General features: G+C 61.8%; 16 protein-coding genes. 7 read left to right on the top strand and 9 right to left on the bottom strand.

What is annotated here, in order from left to right; all coding sequences use genetic code 11:
- Positions 1-7 precede the first annotated feature (7 nt).
- Positions 8-1,627 (top strand): citramalate synthase, encoded by a 1,620-nt coding sequence (gene cimA, locus LC298_RS06025; protein ID WP_131568146.1) that lies wholly within the window; start codon positions 8-10, stop codon positions 1,625-1,627.
- A 585-nt stretch (positions 1,628-2,212) separates the two neighbouring features.
- Positions 2,213-3,121 (top strand): EamA family transporter RarD, encoded by a 909-nt coding sequence (rarD, locus tag LC298_RS06020; RefSeq protein ID WP_131568149.1) that lies wholly within the window; start codon positions 2,213-2,215, stop codon positions 3,119-3,121.
- 15 nt (positions 3,122-3,136) lie between these two features.
- On the opposite strand, the gene LC298_RS06015 is transcribed toward rarD, so the two are convergent.
- Positions 3,137-3,742: an LOG family protein gene (locus LC298_RS06015; protein ID WP_131568151.1), complete on the bottom strand. Its 606-nt coding sequence runs from the start codon at positions 3,740-3,742 to the stop codon at positions 3,137-3,139.
- Positions 3,743-3,880: 138 nt separating this feature from the next.
- On the opposite strand from LC298_RS06015, the gene LC298_RS06010 reads away from it, so the two are divergent.
- The 3 genes from LC298_RS06010 to LC298_RS06000 are packed head-to-tail and all read left to right on the top strand — an operon-like array spanning position 3,881 to position 7,859.
- Complete coding sequence (locus LC298_RS06010; RefSeq protein WP_131568153.1) at positions 3,881-5,494, top strand: LysM peptidoglycan-binding domain-containing protein; 1,614 nt, start codon at positions 3,881-3,883, stop codon at positions 5,492-5,494.
- Between the two features lie 53 nt (positions 5,495-5,547).
- Positions 5,548-5,883 carry an ArsR/SmtB family transcription factor gene (locus LC298_RS06005; RefSeq protein ID WP_131568155.1) on the top strand — a complete coding sequence of 112 codons (336 nt, stop codon included), beginning with the start codon at positions 5,548-5,550 and terminating at the stop codon, positions 5,881-5,883.
- 2 nt (positions 5,884-5,885) lie between these two features.
- Positions 5,886-7,859, top strand: a complete 1,974-nt coding sequence (locus LC298_RS06000) for an ABCB family ABC transporter ATP-binding protein/permease (protein ID WP_223385564.1) — start codon at positions 5,886-5,888, stop codon at positions 7,857-7,859.
- A 17-nt stretch (positions 7,860-7,876) separates the two neighbouring features.
- On the opposite strand, the gene LC298_RS05995 is transcribed toward LC298_RS06000, so the two are convergent.
- Complete coding sequence (locus LC298_RS05995) at positions 7,877-8,353, bottom strand: hemerythrin domain-containing protein (RefSeq protein ID WP_131568157.1); 477 nt, start codon at positions 8,351-8,353, stop codon at positions 7,877-7,879.
- Between the two features lie 82 nt (positions 8,354-8,435).
- On the opposite strand from LC298_RS05995, the gene LC298_RS05990 reads away from it, so the two are divergent.
- Entirely contained in the window at positions 8,436-9,179 is a 744-nt protein-coding gene (locus LC298_RS05990; protein WP_263289052.1) for a phosphatidylserine decarboxylase, read from the top strand.
- 8 nt (positions 9,180-9,187) lie between these two features.
- Entirely contained in the window at positions 9,188-10,027 is an 840-nt protein-coding gene (gene pssA / locus LC298_RS05985; RefSeq protein ID WP_131568161.1) for a CDP-diacylglycerol--serine O-phosphatidyltransferase, read from the top strand.
- A 15-nt stretch (positions 10,028-10,042) separates the two neighbouring features.
- On the opposite strand, the gene LC298_RS05980 is transcribed toward pssA, so the two are convergent.
- The 7 genes from LC298_RS05980 to alr all read right to left on the bottom strand — a co-directional run bounded on the left by LC298_RS05980 (position 10,043) and on the right by alr (position 18,003).
- Entirely contained in the window at positions 10,043-12,277 is a 2,235-nt protein-coding gene (locus tag LC298_RS05980) for an AMP-binding protein (protein ID WP_131568163.1), read from the bottom strand.
- 73 nt (positions 12,278-12,350) lie between these two features.
- A complete protein-coding gene (locus LC298_RS05975; protein ID WP_131568165.1) occupies positions 12,351-12,581 on the bottom strand; it encodes a hypothetical protein in 231 nt (76 codons plus the stop codon).
- A 36-nt stretch (positions 12,582-12,617) separates the two neighbouring features.
- On the bottom strand, positions 12,618-13,358 hold the full coding sequence (locus LC298_RS05970) for an SDR family NAD(P)-dependent oxidoreductase (protein ID WP_131568167.1): 741 nt from the start codon (positions 13,356-13,358) through the stop codon (positions 12,618-12,620).
- Between the two features lie 18 nt (positions 13,359-13,376).
- A complete protein-coding gene (gene purF, locus LC298_RS05965) occupies positions 13,377-14,837 on the bottom strand; it encodes an amidophosphoribosyltransferase (RefSeq protein ID WP_131568169.1) in 1,461 nt (486 codons plus the stop codon).
- Complete coding sequence (locus LC298_RS05960) at positions 14,837-15,364, bottom strand: CvpA family protein (protein ID WP_131568171.1); 528 nt, start codon at positions 15,362-15,364, stop codon at positions 14,837-14,839. Before LC298_RS05960 ends, purF begins: the two co-directional genes overlap by 1 nt.
- 71 nt (positions 15,365-15,435) lie before the next feature.
- On the bottom strand, positions 15,436-16,842 hold the full coding sequence (gene radA, locus LC298_RS05955) for a DNA repair protein RadA (protein WP_131568173.1): 1,407 nt from the start codon (positions 16,840-16,842) through the stop codon (positions 15,436-15,438).
- A gap of 3 nt (positions 16,843-16,845) precedes the next feature.
- Complete coding sequence (gene alr / locus LC298_RS05950) at positions 16,846-18,003, bottom strand: alanine racemase (protein ID WP_131568175.1); 1,158 nt, start codon at positions 18,001-18,003, stop codon at positions 16,846-16,848.
- Between the last annotated feature and the right edge of the window lie 3 nt (positions 18,004-18,006).

The raw sequence follows: 18,006 nt of genomic DNA, 5'->3' as shown, positions 1-18,006 counted from the left end.
GTAAGACATGGCGCGCGAACGCATCTATCTTTTCGACACGACCCTGCGTGACGGGGCGCAGACGCCCGGAATTGACTTTTCGGTCGAGGACAAGATCGCCATCGCGTCGATGCTGGACGGCTTCGGCGTCGATTATGTGGAGGGCGGATATCCGGGAGCCAACCCCACCGACGACGCCCTGTTCGAGCGCAAACGCACCCAGAATGCCGCGTTCGTCGCCTTCGGCATGACCAAGCGGGCAGGCGTGTCTGCGTCCAACGATCCCGGCGTCAACGCACTCAACCGGTCGAAGGCGGACGCGGTCTGTTACGTCGCCAAGAGCTGGGACTATCACGTGCGCGTTGCGCTCGGATGCTCGAACGACGAAAACCTCGACAATATCGGCCGGTCGGTCGAAGCCACCATTGCCGCCGGCAAGGAGGCGATGGTCGACTGCGAGCATTTCTTCGACGGCTACAAGGCCAATCCCGATTACGCGCTTTCCTGCGCGAAGGCGGCGCTGGCGGCAGGCGCGCGCTGGGTGGTGCTTTGCGACACCAATGGCGGCACGCAACCGCACGAGGTTCGCGACATCGTCGGCGCCGTGATCGAGGCCGGCGTTCCGGGCGGCCGGCTGGGAATTCATGCTCACAACGACACCGAGCAGGCAGTCGCCAATTCGCTTGCGGCAGTCACCGCGGGCGCGCGCCATCTCCAGGGGACGCTGAACGGAATCGGCGAACGTTGCGGCAACGCCAATCTGGTGACGATCATCGCCACGCTTGCGCTGAAACCGGCCTGGGCCGAGCGTTTCGAGACCGGCGTGACGGCGGAACAGCTCGAAGGCCTGACCCGGCTGTCACGGTCCTTCGACGAGTTGCTGAACCGCTCGCCCGCCGCGCAGGCGCCCTATGTCGGATCGTCCGCATTTGCGACAAAGGCCGGAATTCATGCGTCTGCACTGGTCAAGGACCCGGCGACCTACGAGCATGTCAAACCTGAGAAGGTCGGCAATGTTCGCCACATCATGGTGTCGGACCAGGGCGGCAAGTCGAATTTCATCAGCGAACTGATGCGCCGCGGCATCACCGTTGCGAAGGACGATCCGCGCCTCGACACCCTGATCGCCATGGTCAAGGAGCGCGAAGCGACAGGCTATGCGTATGAAGGCGCGGATGCGAGTTTCGAACTGCTGGCTCGCCGCACGCTCGGCGACGTTCCAGATTTCTTCGAGGTGGTGTCGTTTCGCGCTCTGGTCGAACGCCGGCACAATGCGCTCGGCGAAATTGTGACCGTTGCCGAAGCGGTGGTGAAAGTCAGCGTAGACGGCGAGGAGCGCATGTCGGTCGCCGAAAGCGCCAATGGCCCGGTCAACGCGCTCGACATGGCCTTGCGCAAGGACCTCGGCAAATATCAGGCCGAGATCGCCGATCTGGAGCTGGTGGACTACAAGGTCCGCATCCTCAATGGCGGGACCGAGGCTGTAACCCGCGTACTAATCGAATCCGCCGACGCGTCGGGACATCGCTGGTGGACGGTCGGAGTCTCTGAAAACATCATCGACGCTTCCTTCGAGGCGCTGATGGATTCCATCACCTTCAAGCTGATGAAGAATCGCGGCCATGCCGGCCTGGCGGCGGCGGAGTGAGCGGGCCACACCCCTCACATAGAACCGGCATCGCCGCGATAGCGTGGCTCTTGCTAGGTTGGCGGCCAAGAATCAAAAGGCATTCCGTCGTTGAGGACGGCGAGCTTCCCAAGGTGGGAGCATCAGAGAACGCGCTTCGGTTCGATGTACGATGGAATAATTGCGACGGATCGACGACGCTCTATCGGGGCGCATCTCTCGAGCAGGCGAAGCAAGTATTTTCGATTGGAAGTACGATCCAACCCGATGCATCAAGTGCTCCAATTCAGTATCGGTTATTCCATGTGATTTTCGCTTTTCCTTACTCCTTCTCGGTGTATCCAGTCGACCAACATCGTGTTGCGGTGAACTGGTCATATGCGGGACAACGCAGGCGGGTCTCGATCATCTCTCCGCGCATTGTGCGCCATGCCGAGAATGTCCCGACGGGTATCATCTCAACCGCGCTCGAACTCGTCTGGCATGACCGGTGGATGGAACTCGACGAAAAGTTGTCGCGGTTCATTGTGCCGCCGCGTGAATCTGAATTGTCCTCGTGACAATTGCCGCTTTGCGGTCGGCTCAACCGGGGTGTAGGCAAGCCGGATGCCCGAAACAGTCGCCAGCGTCCCGTCTGCCCGCCAAGCCGAGCGCGAGCCGCTCGCCGGTTTCGCCTATGCGCTGGGCGCGTATATTTTCTGGGGATTCCTGCCCTTCTACATGAAGGCGGTGGACCATATCGCCGCCTACGAGGTGGTAGCACACCGGGTCGTCTGGTCGGTGCCGGTCGCCGGCGTCATTCTGATCCTGATGCGCCGCACCGCCGATCTGCGCGCCGCTTTTCGGTCCCCGCGCACGCTCGCGCTGGCCGCGCTGACTGCGGGCCTGATCTCCATCAACTGGGGCGTCTATGTCTGGGCGGTCGCCGCCGAGCGCACGGTCGAGGCGGCGCTGGGCTATTACATCAACCCGCTGGTCAATGTGCTGCTTGGTGCGGTGTTTCTCGGCGAGCGCTTCAACCGGCTTCAGGCGGCGGCCATTGCCTGCGCAGTCATCGCCGTAGGCATCCTGACCGTGAAGGCCGGCGGCCTGCCTTGGGTTTCGCTGACGCTGGCCTTCTCGTTCGGGTTCTACGGGTTTTTGCGAAAGACGCTGCCGATCGGCCCGACCCAAGGTTTCATGCTGGAAGTTATCCTGTTGTCCCTACCTGCGACGGTCATCATCGGCTGGCTCGTCGCACAAGGGGAGGGGCACTTCGGGCCCACGGGTCCCGCGGATATCGGATTGCTGCTTCTGGCCGGGCCCGCCACAGCGTTCCCGCTGATCCTGTATGCGTTCGGCGCGAAGGCGCTACGCTATACAACCATCGGCATCGTGCAGTACCTGACACCGACCATGATTTTTCTGGTCGCCGTCTTCTTTTTCGGCGAGCCGTTCTCCCTATGGCAATTGATCGCCTTCGGCTTCATCTGGACAGCGCTGCTGCTTTACACGACGTCGCTCTTGCGCCGATGAAGGCTGCGCTCCTCGCTACAGGCGCTCGATGACGCGCTGATCGCCACCGCCATGCTCGCGTGCCGCCAGCAGCGCCGGCACGATGCCGGATGCATCGTCGATGATGAGCGGGTCGACCCGGTGACCGGTATGGATAAACCCTGCCTCGCGCATGTGGTCGAGCAGAGAACGCAGCGGATCCCAGAAGCCGTTGATGTTCGCGAGCACGATAGGCTTGGTGTGGCGCCCGAGCTGCGCCCAGGTCATGATTTCGATCACTTCCTCCAGCGTGCCGATACCCCCCGGCAATGTCACGAAGGCATCCGATGCCTCGAACATTCTGTGCTTGCGCTCGTGCATGTCTTCAGTGATCACGAGTTCGTCGAGCGCGCCGAGCGCGTCCTCCGTCGCTTCCTTGTTCATCAGAAAGCGGGGGATAATTCCGGTGACTTTCGAACCGCTTTTCATGGCCCCCTTCGCAACCGCGCCCATGATTCCCTTGGTCCCCCCGCCATAGACGAGACGGAGCCCGGATTCGCCGAGCGCGCGGCCCAGAGCCTCGCCAGCCCGCAGATATTCAGGGCTGTTCCCTGGTGAGGAGCCGCAGTAGACGCAAACGGATGAGATGGAATTTGAGGTCATGCGCCCTTTTGCCATTCCCGCGACGCGCGTCAAGACTTTCCCCGGGGTCGTTTTTATTTGCGGCAACCTTTCAACAAGACGTGTTGAGCGCCTCGCAAGCCAGGTGTTAGAACAGAAGAGGTTGAACGGGTGGGTTTGATGAACAAGGGCATTGTCGCAGCCGGACTTGTTGGCGGAGTCATCGCGGTGGTCGCCGTGTTGAGCCTGACGCCGGTATCCGAGCGGGTGGAAACGCTGTTAGGCAGGAACAGCGCGGCGGTCAGGACCAGCAGTCCCGGCACCGGCGCCCCGTCCAGCGGACAGGAAAGAGTCCCGAACCAGTCGACGCTCGCGGAAAAGGACGGCGAGGCCTCCACCACCGAGATGGCCTCTGTTTCGCGGGGGGAAAACGGAACCGGGGGAAAGGCGGATCGAATTATGGTCCCAACCTTCGGTCTCCTTCGCGTCGAGCCAGATGGCTCAACCGTGATTGCAGGCCAAGCCGGCCCGAATGCCGAGATCGAGGTTCTTGCCGGCGCCGACATGATCGCATCGGCAAGGGCCGAGGGGAACGGCGATTTCGTCGCAGTCCTCGATACGCCGCTGGCGCCAGGCGATTACGAGATCGTCCTGCGCGCGATCGATCGCGACGGTTCTGTTGCGATGTCGTCGGAAACGGCTGTCGTCAGCGTGCCGCAGCCGGGTGATGAAGGAAGCTTGCTCGCGCTGGTCGAAGAGCCCGGTGCGCCCTCACGGCTCATCACTACCCCTGAGCCCACGGCAACGGTTCTGCGGGAGGTCCAAAAAGAAACGGCTGGTGTGGCCGCACTCGAGGAGCCTTCCGGTGGGGAGGCGTCGACAGCGGATTCGGACGTCACCGAGGGGGCAACCGAAACGCAGATCGCCGTCGCTCAGGATGGAATCGCGGAGGCGGGCAACGCCGCGACCGATGGCGAAGCCGCCGGATCTGCGAAAATAGCAGACGAAACGGCCGTGTCCACGGAGGCCGCACGGCAGTCCGGGACCGAAGCTGCTTCCGTACCGCCAGGTCAGGTCGCTGCCGCGCCGCGCGAAACCGGATCGGAGCAGAGCGGTCCGCCGGCCCAGGAACTTGTCCGGATCGAAGCCGTGGAGATCGAAGGCGAGACCGTATTCGTCGCGGGCGCTGCCCCGCCCGGCGCTCAGGTCCGTGTCTATGCCAATGATCTTCTGCTGGGTGACACCAGGGCGGGACCGAGCGGGCGCTTTCTGGTTCAGGCCAATCGCAACCTACCGGTCGGAGACTACATCATGCGTGCCGACGTAATCGAACGCGGAACATCCGAGGTCACCGCGCGAGCCGCAGTTCCATTCTCGCGCGCCGAGGGCGAGCGAATCGCCGCCGTCGCGGTTGAGGCGGGGCAAGCCGCAAGTTCTGCGGAGGCGGGCCAGGGATCCCAATCGGCAGAACCAGCGGCCACGGGCGAAAAAGTCGCTGCGGCAAGCGTCCCGCGGCCGGAGACGGCGCTTCCGACGGCGCCGCCCGCGATCGAGGCAGACGTTCCGCAGACGACGGGTCAGTTGCGGCGGACCAACTCGTCCGTCATCATCCGCCGTGGAGATACGCTGTGGCACATTTCGCGCCGGATCTATGGGAAGGGCCTGCGCTTTACGACGATCTATCTGGCAAACCAGACACAGATCGCCGATCCCGACCTGATCTGGCCGGGACAGGTTTTCGAGCTGCCCGAAAAGGCTTTGTCGGACAACGACGAGACGTCTTCAGTGAATTGAGCCCCAAGCCCGTTTGCCAACGACGCGAATTCATCGTATATCGCCGATAAACGATGAACCCTGGAATCATGGACGCCACTCGGCTTACGGAGCGGCTTGCAGCGCTCGCCCATCCGGCCCGTCTCGAGATTGTGCTGCATCTTGCGCGCACCGACGGTTGCGGCTGCGGCGACGTGGTCGACACTCTGCCGCTGGCGCAGTCGACCGTGTCACAGCATCTAAAGGTCCTGCTCGAGGCAGATCTGATTACGCACGAACGAAAACGGCCCCGTTCGACCTACCGGTTGAACCGCGATGCCCTTTTGGCCGTTTCGGAGCATTTGAACGCCATTGTCGACCAGTGCTGCGTTGGGGCGTGCTGCGGCGGCAAGAGCAACCGATTGGATTGACATTGTCTTCAAAAACCGTTTCCGCCGAAAGCGGCTCGACATTCCAGACTATCAGAAATCTGTGGCCCTACATGTGGCCCGCAGACCGGCCCGATCTGAAGATGCGGGTCGTCTACGCGACGTTCTTCCTCGTGACCTCCAAGCTTATCCTCATGCTGGTTCCGTACGCCTTCAAATGGGCGACGGATGCGCTGAACGGAGAACTGGACGCCCCCGGTTGGATCCCGACGCTGTTGCTGGCGCCGGTGATGCTGGTCGTCGCCTACAATGTCTTCAAGATCATCCAGTGGGGGCTGAACCAGCTTCGTGATGCACTGTTCGCCCGTGTGGGTCAGCACGCCGTTCGCCAACTCGCCTACAAGACTTTCGTGCACATGCACGCGCTGTCGCTCCGGTTTCATCTCGAAAGACGGACCGGCGGTCTTTCGCGCATCATCGAGCGGGGAACGAAGGGTATCGAGACGATCGTTCGGTTCACGATCCTCAACACCGCGCCGACGCTGATCGAGTTTGCGCTCGTTGCCGTCATTTTCGCGTTCGCCTACGGCTGGGAATATGTGTTGATCACCGCCGTGACGATCTACGCGTACGCGTGGTTCACGATCCGGGCGAGCGATTGGCGCATCCAGATTCGCCGCGAAATGAACGATTCCGACACCGACGCCAACACCAAGGCGATCGATTCGCTGCTCAACTTCGAAACGGTGAAATATTTCGGAAACGAGGAGATGGAGTCGCGCCGCTTCGATGCATCGATGGCCGGCTACGAACGGGCAGCGACCAAGGTGTGGACCTCCCTCGGATGGCTGAATTTCGGCCAGGGACTGATATTCGGGATCGGCATGCTCATCATGATGTGGATGTCGGCGCGCGCGGTGCAGGCCGGGACACAGACGATCGGCGACTTTGTGTTCATCAATGCGATGCTGATGCAGCTTTCCATTCCCCTGAACTTCATCGGGTTCATCTATCGCGAGATCAGGCAAGGCCTCACCGACATCGAGCAGATGTTCGACCTTCTCGACGTCGATGCCGAGGTCAAGGACAAGCCGGACGCGCCGGATCTGCACGTGAGGGACGGCACCGTCGAATTCCATGACGTAAAATTCGCCTACGATCGTCAGCGCCCGATCCTGAAGGGTATCAGTTTCAAAGTACCGGCTGGCAAGTCGGTCGCCATTGTCGGACCGTCCGGCGCCGGGAAGTCGACGATCTCCCGGCTGCTCTACCGCTTCTACGACGTTCAGGATGGAGCGATCACGATTGACGGGCAGGATGTGCGCGACGTGACCCAGAAATCCTTGCGGGCCTCGATCGGCATGGTCCCGCAGGACACGGTCCTGTTCAACGATACCATCCGCTACAACATACGGTACGGCAGGCCGACGGCGACGAAGGAAGAAGTCGAGAAAGCTGCCGAGATGGCGCAGATCGGGGATTTTATTCAGTCCCTCCCGGACGGATATGACTCGATGGTCGGCGAGCGCGGGCTGAAGCTCTCCGGCGGCGAGAAACAGCGCGTGGCAATTGCCCGCACCATCCTCAAGGCTCCGCCTATCCAAGTTCTAGACGAGGCGACTTCGGCCCTCGATACCGCAACGGAGCAGGAAATCCAGCAGGCGCTGGATTACGTCTCGGAAGGACGGACAACGCTCGTGATCGCGCACCGGCTGTCGACGGTCATCGGCTGCGACGAGATCATTGTGCTGCGGGATGGAATGATCGCCGAGCGCGGCACGCACACCCGGCTGATGAGTATCGAGGACGGCCTCTACGCCAGCATGTGGGCGCGTCAGAGCGAGGCAATCGAAGCCGAGCGCCGGCTGCGCGAGGCGCGGGAGACCGACGAATATGGCGTCATCGTGCGTCGCCGATTGCTGGGACCGGGAGAAATGGAAACTGTCGACGCAACGGACAGCGTCAGTTCCTCGACCCAGAAAGAAGGCAGCGCGCGGGGATTTTCCAGCGGATCGTAAGCAGGCTGCAGGCTGCTTTATTCCTCTAGACTTTCCCTGGCCTTCTGATCGACCAGCTTGCGCTCGGCGGCCTTGCGGGCCAGAAACCGCTCCGTGAAATGCTTGCTGTCGGCATCCGGCAGGACTTCCCGCGCCTTGGCAAAGATTTCTTCTTCCTCTTCGTCGATGTGATGCTCGTAATCGTGCTTCAGCGTCTTGAAGCGTGTCAGCCAGCCTGGATTGTCAAATCCCATAGAATTAAGTTCTTCCAGTATGTCGTCGAGTTCCTTGTGCTCGGAAACCGAATGACGGGCGTCGTCCTGGCCGCGCGGACGCTCCATAAGCTTCGCGTAAAAGGTCTCTTCCTCGGCCGCCGCATGCGCCTTCACCTCATAATAGAAATCTTCCCAGAGCTTGCGCCGCTCTTCGCTGTCACCGCTGGTTTTTTCCAGCTTGTCAAGCATTTCCCGGTGCTTGTCATGATCGCTGCGAATCTCTTCGTAAATCGTATTCATTGGATATCCCTTCTTCGTACGTGCACCTTTCCAACGCCGGGATAGACGCACAGGTTGCAGCAATGATGGATTGCATGCGGCCATGCGGCGCAATAGATGTGAGCGTCACTGCATCCGGAGAACTCGCTTGAGCCTAGTCGATACAATCCAAAAAACGCTTGTACCCGTTCACCGGGAGGGCTGGCCGTTCGTCGCTGCTTTTGCCGTGGGCGCCATTCTTCTCGGCTGGCTCTGGGACCCGCTGTTTTACGCCGGGATCGCGCTGACGGCCTGGTGCGCATATTTCTTTCGCGATCCGCAGCGCGTCACGCCCGTCGACGACGATCTCGTCATCAGCGCAGCCGACGGAGTGATCTCGTCCATAGGACCGGTCACACCGCCCCAGGAACTAGGCCTCGGCGATGAAGAGCGCATGCGTATCTCGGTCTTCATGAACGTGTTCTCGGTTCACATCAACCGCGCCCCAGTGCGGGGCAAGGTGACTCGCATCGCCTACCGGCCGGGCAAGTTCGTCAACGCCGATCTGGACAAGGCGAGCGCAGAAAACGAACGCAACGGCTTGGTGATTGACAGTCCGCACGGGCCGGTTGGCGTGGTGCAGGTTGCGGGGTTGGTCGCCCGGCGCATCCTGTGCTGGACGAAGGAAGGCGAAGACCTGTCGGTCGGTGAACGCTTCGGAATGATTCGCTTCGGATCGCGCGTGGATATCTATCTGCCGCCGGAGGCGGTGGTGCGCGTCTCCATCGGTCAGACTGCGATCGCCGGCGAGACCGTAATGGCCGATTATAGTGAAGATGCGGCAACGCCGCTGAGCCGGACGGGCTGAGGCGCGAAATGGACATCGACGAAGGGCCCTTCGCCTCGTTCGAGCCCGACGGACCGAGGAACGACGACGGTGCCGAAGGAAAGCGGCGGCTGCGCGATATCCAGTTGCGTTTCGTCGTGCCCAACATCATCACCGTGCTCGCGATCTGCGCCGGAATGACCGGGGTGCGCCTCGCGTTCGAGGATCGCTTCGACACCGCCGTCGCAATGGTTCTCCTCGCGGCGTTTCTCGACGGCCTCGACGGCCGCGTCGCGCGTTTGGTGAAGGGCAGTTCGAAGTTCGGCGCGGAGATGGATTCGCTTGCCGACATTGTCAATTTCGGCGTCGCACCAGCGCTTGTGCTCTATGCGTTCGTGCTGAACGCGGCTGGATCTCTCGGCTGGATTGCCGCGTTGCTTTACGCGATTGCGTGCGGACTGCGCCTCGCGCGGTTCAACGTGATGATGGAAAACCGCGACAGGCCTCAGTGGCAGGCGGCGTTCTTTACGGGTGTGCCGGCACCGGCAGGCGCACTTCTGGTCCTGCTCCCCGTGTATCTGGGCTTTCTTGGCATCAAGCCCGACCTCCATTATGCGAGCGTCGTATCCGTCTACACCCTGGTCATCGCGTTTCTCATGGTGTCGAGCTTGCCGGTCTGGTCCGGCAAGACGCTTGGGGCAAAGATTCCCCGCGCCGTCGTCATCCCCGTGATCCTGGGGGTCGTGCTGTATGTCGCACTGCTCGCAACCTACACGTGGCAGACCATGACGTTCACCGCGGTGGCCTATATCGCGCTGTTGCCGATCAGTCTGCGCATGTGGCGGAAGCGCGCGGCGCAGGAGATGAAAAAAAAGCAGACGGCTGCGTGATGCACTCCTGTTAAATCAGGCCGCCCGGTCGCCAATACCCAGCTTGTCCTCGATTTTCTTTTGTGTCGTCACATAGTCCGTCTTGCCCGAACCGAGTACCGGTATCTCGTCAAGCCGCACAATATCGGAGGGAAGCATGAGCTCGGCGACGCCGTTCTTTTTTCCATATTGGATAATGGTCTTCTTGTCCGGGTGGGCCGCCGTCGTTGCCAAGATGATCCGTTCACCCTTGCGCCGATCCGGAACCGAGACAGCGGCGTGCCGATCCTCGGGCCAAAGCGCCTGAACCAGCATTTCCACGGCGCCGAGCGAGACCATTTCGCCGGCAATCTTGGCAAACCGCTTCGCCCGACCGCGTATCGCCATGTATCCTTCGCGGTCGATCGTGACGATGTCACCGGAATCGTGCCATCCGTCGCCAAGCGGCTGCAGTTCGCCCGGCCGGTCGGCCGTCATGTAACCGAGCATGACGTTCGGCCCCCGGACCCACAGACGTCCGCCTTCCTCGATTCCCTCGACGGGCTCAATCCGGACTGACATACCCGGCAGCAGCCTGCCGACGGTGTTCGCACGAGCGTGCGATGTGGTGTTCGCCGCTACAACGGGAGCGGCTTCGGTCATGCCGAATCCTTCCAGGACTTCGCAGTTGAAGCGGTCCTTGTATAGCTCGCGGGTCTGCGGCTTGACCGCCTCCGCTCCGGCCACGACGAAGCGCAGGCTTTCGAAATCGGTGTCCTTCGCCGTCCGGGCGTAGCCCATGAGGAAGGTATCGGTGCCGAACATGATTGTCGGGCGCACCTTCGCGGCGGCCGCAGGGATGAGCTTGTAATGGAGCGGTGAGGGGTACAGGAACAACCGCACGCCGTAGAGCAGGGGCAGAATGGTTCCGCCCGTCAGGCCGAAGGAATGAAACACGGGCAGGACGTTGAAGAGCGTGTCCTCGACCGAGATGGAGAACCGGGACTCTGCCTGCGCCGCGTTGGAATGGATGTTGCGGTGCGAAAGCACAACCCCTTTCGGTGCACCCTCCGATCCGGAAGTGAAGAGAACCACGGCCGGATCGTCCGCGTCCACGCGAACGAGGGGCTTTGTCCATTGCAGGGCGGCGAGGAGTTTTTCAACCGTCGTGACGCTCTTGCGGATATCTTCGAGCCAGACGATCCGGGTTCCGCTCGCCTCGATGGCCTCTGACACCGCATGGAGCTCAGCCTTCTCGATAAAGACGCGAGACGATAGGACAGTTCGGATCTTAGCGGTTTCGATCGCCGATACGACATTCCTTGGGCCGGCCGTATAGTTAAGCATCGCCGCCACCCGGCCGGCCGACTGGAGCGCAAGAAAGGTCACGACCACGCCATTGGCGTTTGGGAGCAGTACGCCCAATGCTTCGCCCTTAGCGGCCATGGCAGAAAAGCGCTTTCCAAGCACCCGGGCGCCGATCAGGAGACGTTTATAGGTCAGTTCACCGGTGACCGTATCCTCCAGAATTATACGCGAGGGACCGTAGATTTTCGCGGCCTGAACGAAGGCGCGGAAAAGCCCGACGGAGAAATCCGTAGTGTCGAACCGCGTCAGCGCCATCCTGTCAAACAGCGCATTCGACGGCGTTACATAGTTCTTTCCGGCCTCGTTAACGAGATCATCAATCCGCTTGGCCGGCAGAACATGCACGCTCAGTCGGGGAAACCTTCGCCGCGGTGCCTTGCTGGCTGGCGTGAACGACGAGGGCAGAAACCGTGCGTTTCTCAGATGCAGGGGAACGATTTGCGCGTTGGATTTCCGGGCCAGCAGCGTGATCGCCCGGTACAGGCGGAAGTTCACCGGGTTCGGTTCGACATCCTCGGGAAAATACACAGCCAAGCGGCCCTTGCCCTTGAGATGCCGCACCAAGCGTCTGTTGGAGATCATGTGGTCCTTGTCGAACACCACCGACTTGCCGAGGCTCCGGAACGTCTGCACGAGCCAGGAATCGGCCGACGCGGGATCCAGAACGTGCAGTGTATCTGGCGGGAGGATGGCCTGATAGATCGCGGGATCGAGCTTCGATTGTTCGGAAACAGCATAAATGACCGGGGGCTTCGGGTCCCGGGCCCGTTTCATGCGGCTCGTATCGATCCGGTATATCAGTTTAAGGGGCGCAAAGATCAACGCCCGCCGAAATCCGATGCCCAATGCGCTCATTTCGCGGATAGCGGCCAGCAGAATGGCGGCGAACATCACTACCAGTATTGCGGCTGTCCATTGGATCATGCGCTCCTCCCGTACATGCTCCGCGGATCGTTCCGCCCGCTTGGGGAAAACGATAACGGCTGCCGGGGGGAGGTCAATCGGCAAACGAAATGGCGATTAGGCCGCGATTGCCCCCAGCGAGGGCACAAACGGCTCGAAACGTCGCCACGTTCCAATGGCGGACGGTATAGACCGGCTTGCGAACCTGTCCGGCGCTGGCGGTCCTGACAATGCGCTCTGTCTTGTGGAATTCGATGCACTCGGGCTCGAAATCCAGCCCGCACCGCGCGAGCAGGTTTCGGATTTGCCCATCCGGGTCGCTCACGAGGTTCTCGCAGGGACAGAACCCTTCACACGTCTGTCAGGAACTGTAGGCCCGCCAGGACTTCCCACGGACATCCCACAACTGGCCCGTCTGGCGGATGGCACTGCCGGCCAAGGGAACGATCGCGGCCGCTACTTCTGTCGCGGATGGAAGGCTCTGGGGATCCTCGCCCGGCATCGCCTGGGCGCGCATGCGCGTGCGCGTGGCGCCGGGATTCACGCTATTGACCCGCAGTGCGGACTTCTCTGTCTCGGCGGCCCATGTGCGCGCCAGCGCCTCGACGGCCGCCTTGGAGGCCGAGTAGGGACCCCAGAACGGCTTGCAACTGTGCGCGGCGCCCGACGAGAGGATGATGGCGCGTCCGGCGTCGGACTTGCGCAACAACGGATCCGTGGAGCGGATCAGCCGCCACGTCGACGTGACATTGATCGCCATGACCCGCTCGAAATCCTTCGCACGGACGTGGCCGATCGGCGAGATGGGACCGAGAATTCCGGCATTGGCAACAAGTATGTCAAGCTTGCCCCAACGCTCGTCGATGACGCCGCCCAATCGGTCGACCCCGTCGAAATCGGTCAGGTCGAGCGGCACCAGCGTCGCTTCACCGCCGCCTGCACGGATCTCGTCGTCAAGCTCTTCGAGTGCGCCGGCTGTGCGCGCGACCGCGATAACATGCGCTCCGAGGCCGGCCATCTGCAGCGCGATCTCACGCCCAATGCCGCGCGATGCGCCAGTTACGAGAGCGAGACGGCCGGAAAGGTCGGGTTTCAGGTTCATCAGTGGAAACTTCCAAGCTCAATTGCCGCCGGCAAGGATGGATAGCTGGCGAATGTTGTCGGTGCCATCGCGGTCGAGCAAGCGTGTTGGATACTCGCCCGTAAAGCAGGCGTCGCAGAACTGCGGCTGGTTGCCGTCGCGCTGCGCTTCGCCAACGGCGCGGTAAAGGCCATCGATGGACAGGAAGCCCAGGGAATCGACCCGGATGAAATCGGCCATCTCCGCGACGCTCATCCGCGAAGCAAGGAGCTTGTTGGTCTCGGGCGTATCCACACCGTAAAAACACGATGACATGGTAGGCGGGGAGGCGATGCGCATGTGCACTTCCTTCGCGCCGGCGTCGCGCACCATCTGGACGATCTTCTGGCTGGTCGTCCCACGAACGATCGAATCGTCGACGAGGATGACACGCTTGCCGTCAAGCGACTGGCGGTTGGCGTTGTGCTTCAGCTTGACGCCCATATGGCGGATGGAATCGCTCGGCTGAATGAAGGTTCGCCCGACATAGTGGTTGCGGATAATGCCCAGTTCGAACGGCAGTCCGGCCTGCTGCGCGTATCCGATCGCGGCAGGCACACCGGAGTCCGGAACCGGAACCACCATATCGGCCTCGACGGGCATTTCGCGCGCCAGTTCGATACCGATCTGTTTGCGCGCTTCGTAGACGTTGCGGCCTTCGACATGGCTGTCGGGGCGAGCGAAATAGACATACTCGAAAATGCAGAACCTGCGTTTTTGCGGCTCGAACGGAAAATGGCTGGAAATCCCCTTGTCCGTCACCACGACCACTTCACCCGGCTTCACGTCGCGGACGTAGCGCGCGCCCATGATGTCGAGTGCACAGGTTTCGGAAGCAAGAATCCACGAGCCCTCGAGATCGCCCAGAACAAGCGGACGGATGCCCAGCGGATCGCGGCAACCGATCATCTTCTTGCGCGACAAGGCAACGAAGGAGAATGCTCCCTCCAGCTTCTTGACCGCGTCCACGAACTTTCCGAGCAGATCCTTCTCGGGGCTGACCGCGACGAGGTGCAGCAGAGTCTCGGTGTCGGAGGTCGATGAGAAGATCGATCCCGACCGCTGTAATTCGCGCTGGACGGTCATCGCGTTGGTGATGTTACCGTTATGGGCCACCGCCAGACCGCCACTTTCGAGCTCGGCGAAGAACGGCTGGACATTGCGAAGGCCTGCGCCACCCGTTGTCGCATAGCGCGTGTGGCCGATAGCGCTCTCGCCACCGAGGCGGGCAATCACCGACGGCTTTGTGAAGTTGTCGCCGATCAGGCCGACATGGCGCTCCGCGTGGAACTGCTTGCCGTCATATGAGACAACTCCAGCGGCCTCCTGGCCACGATGCTGGAGCGCGTGCAGACCGAGCGCGACGAAGGAAGCCGCGTCCGCCCGGCCGAATATCCCGAACACTCCGCATTCGTCGTGGAAATGATCGTCCGCTTCACCGGACAGCATGTCCATGGTCATCAGGCCTCCGTGCTCGCGGCTTCTGACTCTCCGCCCGGAATTATGCTGTCGAGATCCTCGGGAAGCATGTTCACGAGGCTGCGTGCGATCGAATCCAGAAACGGTTTCGACTTCGCGCCGTCGATCCACGTAACTTCACGCTCTCCGATGAAGAAGCCAAGAAACCAAACGGCGACGGCAGCGATCAGAATGCCTCGGGCCGCTCCAAAGACAAAACCAAGCGTTCGGTCCAGCGGCCCGATCCGGCTGTCGATAATCAGGTCGGCGACGCGCATGGTAATGAACGTGACCACAATCAGTACTACGACGAAGATCACCGCGGCTGCAATCAATTGAGCAATCAGCTCGTTGTCGACATAGGGCTGCACATAAGCCGTTGCCTGCCTGTAGAAGAGGAACGCGGCGACCGCTGCAAGACCCCAGGAGACGATCGACAGAACCTCCCGTGAGAAGCCGCGTACCATAGCAAGCACCGCGGAAACGAGGGTCAAGCCCAGAAGTAGGCCGTCAAGCAGGGTAATGGGCATGAAAATGTCTCTCCGGTAGCGACGCGATGTCGCGCTTTTCGCCTGAATACGTTCTCGGCCTGCAGGCCATCTCAGCTTTCGTCTACGTCACGCTCACGCGACAGGATTGTGCCGCCCGCGATACGCGAAACCAGATCAGGCAGGTTCGCGATCTCGATCGAACTCTTGCGGCTGGCGTCGGGAACATCTTGGCTGCCTTTTGGCATGACGGCGGATTTGAAACCCAGCTTTTCGGCCTCTTTCAGGCGTTGCGCCGCATGGGCGACTGGCCTGATTGCGCCCGACAGGCTGACTTCGCCGAAATAAACGCAATCCGCAGGCAGGGCAAGACCGGCGAGCGACGACACGAGAGCGCCGGCAACAGCCACATCGGCCGCAGGTTCGGAGATGCGGTAGCCGCCCGCGACGTTGAGATAGACGTCGTGCTGACCGAGCCGTACGCCGCAATGGGCTTCCAGGACCGCGATGATCATCGACAGGCGCGCTGAATCCCAGCCAACGACAGCGCGGCGCGGCGTGCCGAGCGAGGACGGGGCGACCAGTGCCTGGATCTCCACGAGCACCGGGCGCGTTCCCTCCATTCCAGCGAAGACAGCCGCCCCGGGCGCGTTTTCGTTGCGCTCGCCGAGAAACAGCTCGGAGGGATTGGATACTTCGCGCAGACCGCCGGAGGTCATCTCGAAGACGCCAATCTCATCGGTCGGACCAAAGCGGTTCTTGACGGTGCGCAGGATGCGGTAGTGATGTCCGCCCTCGCCCTCGAAATAGAGCACGCCATCCACCATGTGCTCGACGACGCGGGGGCCGGCGATTTGTCCGTCTTTGGTCACGTGGCCGACAAGTATGACGGCAGCGCCGGTGGATTTGGCGTAGCGGATCATCGCCTGCGATGCTGAGCGTACCTGGGTAACCGTGCCGGGTGCGGAATCTGCGCTCTCGGTCCACAGTGTCTGCACGGAATCGAGAATCACGAGATCGGGCCGCTGTTCCAGCGAAAGCGTGGCCAGAATGTCTTCGATATTTGTCTCGGCCGCGAGCAGGACGTCGGTTTCGGCGGCTTTCAACCGCTGAGCGCGCAGGCGTACCTGTGCGACTGCTTCTTCGCCGGAGACGTAGACAATGCGGTGCCCCTTGCGCGACAGCGCTGCCGCCGCCTGCATCAGCAGCGTCGATTTGCCGATACCGGGGTCGCCGCCGACCAGCAGCGCCGAACCGCGCACTATGCCGCCGCCGGTCACCCGATCGAGCTCCGAGATGCCGGAAAGGATGCGCGGTGCGTTCTCGATTTCGCCGGATAGCGCGGTCAGCGCCACTGCGCGGCCCTTGCGCAGCGCCTTGCCGGGACCCCCGCCGATGCCGCCGGCCGGATCTTCCTCGACAATGGTGTTCCATTCGCCGCAGGAATCGCATTTGCCGGCCCAGCGCGCATGGACGGCGCCGCAGTTCTGGCAGATGAAGGTGGTGCGGGGTTTTGCCACGTATCAGCTTTCGGGGGCCTGGATGTACCGGCGCTCATAACGCGGACCCAAGCCGGTGAGAAGCTCGTATCCGATCGTTCCGGCGGAACCCGCCGCCTCATCCAGAGGAATATTGGGACCAATCAGTTCGATCCAGCCTGACTCCAGGGCATCATCCGCTACGTCGGTGACGTCGAACATCGACAGGTCCATCGTGATCCTTCCGAGGAGGGGCACCGTGACGCCGCCGATCCAGCCACGCTGGCCAGCCGACGCAACTTTCCTGAGAGGCACGCCGGCGCTCGAGCCCGAACGCGGATATCCATCGGCATAGCCGACCGCGACAACCGCTATCTTAGTAGCCCGTTCCAGGGTTTCCGCGGCACCGTAGGAGACTGTTTCGCCCTTTCGGGCTTCCCGGAGCTGTATAATTCTGGCTTCAAGCGTCACGACCGGACGCATCGGATTTGCGCCTTCCAGCGTGGCTGCTCCGCCATAGAGCGCAATTCCGGGGCGGGTCACGCCGAACAGGTATTTTCCGCCGAGAAGGATGCCGGCGGAATTGGCAAGACTTGACTCCACGTCGTCAAAAGCTTCGGTAACCCGTTGAAATGATTCAAGTTGAAGCCGATTCAAGGGATGGTCCGGCTGATCCGCGCAGGCTAGGTGGCTCATCACCAGGAGGGGCGAAACGACATGCTCGCTCACGTTCCGCGTCCGAAAAGCCAGCATGTCGGCCACGGCGAGCCCAAGTCGGTTCATCCCCGTGTCGACCCCCAGTGCGCAGGCGACGTTCAGGCCGCGGCTTGAACAATGGCCGGCCCAGAGTTCGATCTGCTCAAGGCTGTTGAGTACGGGTATCAGTCCGGCCTCAGCGATCGTCGCGACGGACTGCTCGTGAACGCCGTTCAGGACGAAAATTTCGGCCTTCGGCGCAATCTTTCGCGCGGCGACGCCCTCCTGAGGCAAGGCGACAAAGAAGGTGTCACAGCCTGCTGCGAGCAGGGCCGGGACGACCTGCTCCACGCCCAGACCGTAGGCGTTTGCCTTGACGACCGCAGCACATCGCGCCGGTTTCGAGCGTTCGGCCAAATCGCGCCAGTTGGCCGCAAGCGCGTCGAGGTCGATCGTCAGTCGCCCGCCCGCGAGGCGCGGGTCGGATCCCCTTTGGACGAGGGTCATTTG

It is taken from the genome of Oricola cellulosilytica (assembly GCF_019966575.1).
In the GTDB taxonomy this organism is placed as follows: domain Bacteria; phylum Pseudomonadota; class Alphaproteobacteria; order Rhizobiales; family Rhizobiaceae; genus Oricola; species Oricola cellulosilytica.
Note: the sequence above shows the minus strand (reverse complement) of the source record. Positions and strands in the feature narration are given on the sequence as shown.

Coding starts and splice junctions, on each gene's coding strand:
- cimA (WP_131568146.1), top strand. CDS start 8: ATGGCGCGCGAACGCATCTATCTTTTCGACACGACCCTGCGTGACGGG.
- LC298_RS05990 (WP_263289052.1), top strand. CDS start 8,436: ATGCGGCGCAATAGATGTGAGCGTCACTGCATCCGGAGAACTCGCTTG.
- rarD (WP_131568149.1), top strand. CDS start 2,213: ATGCCCGAAACAGTCGCCAGCGTCCCGTCTGCCCGCCAAGCCGAGCGC.
- LC298_RS05960 (WP_131568171.1), bottom strand. CDS start 15,364: ATGCCCATTACCCTGCTTGACGGCCTACTTCTGGGCTTGACCCTCGTT.
- purF (WP_131568169.1), bottom strand. CDS start 14,837: ATGACCATGGACATGCTGTCCGGTGAAGCGGACGATCATTTCCACGAC.
- LC298_RS06010 (WP_131568153.1), top strand. CDS start 3,881: ATGAACAAGGGCATTGTCGCAGCCGGACTTGTTGGCGGAGTCATCGCG.
- LC298_RS06005 (WP_131568155.1), top strand. CDS start 5,548: ATGAACCCTGGAATCATGGACGCCACTCGGCTTACGGAGCGGCTTGCA.
- LC298_RS05970 (WP_131568167.1), bottom strand. CDS start 13,358: ATGAACCTGAAACCCGACCTTTCCGGCCGTCTCGCTCTCGTAACTGGC.
- alr (WP_131568175.1), bottom strand. CDS start 18,003: ATGACCCTCGTCCAAAGGGGATCCGACCCGCGCCTCGCGGGCGGGCGA.
- LC298_RS05995 (WP_131568157.1), bottom strand. CDS start 8,353: ATGAATACGATTTACGAAGAGATTCGCAGCGATCATGACAAGCACCGG.
- LC298_RS06015 (WP_131568151.1), bottom strand. CDS start 3,742: ATGACCTCAAATTCCATCTCATCCGTTTGCGTCTACTGCGGCTCCTCA.
- pssA (WP_131568161.1), top strand. CDS start 9,188: ATGGACATCGACGAAGGGCCCTTCGCCTCGTTCGAGCCCGACGGACCG.
- LC298_RS05980 (WP_131568163.1), bottom strand. CDS start 12,277: ATGATCCAATGGACAGCCGCAATACTGGTAGTGATGTTCGCCGCCATT.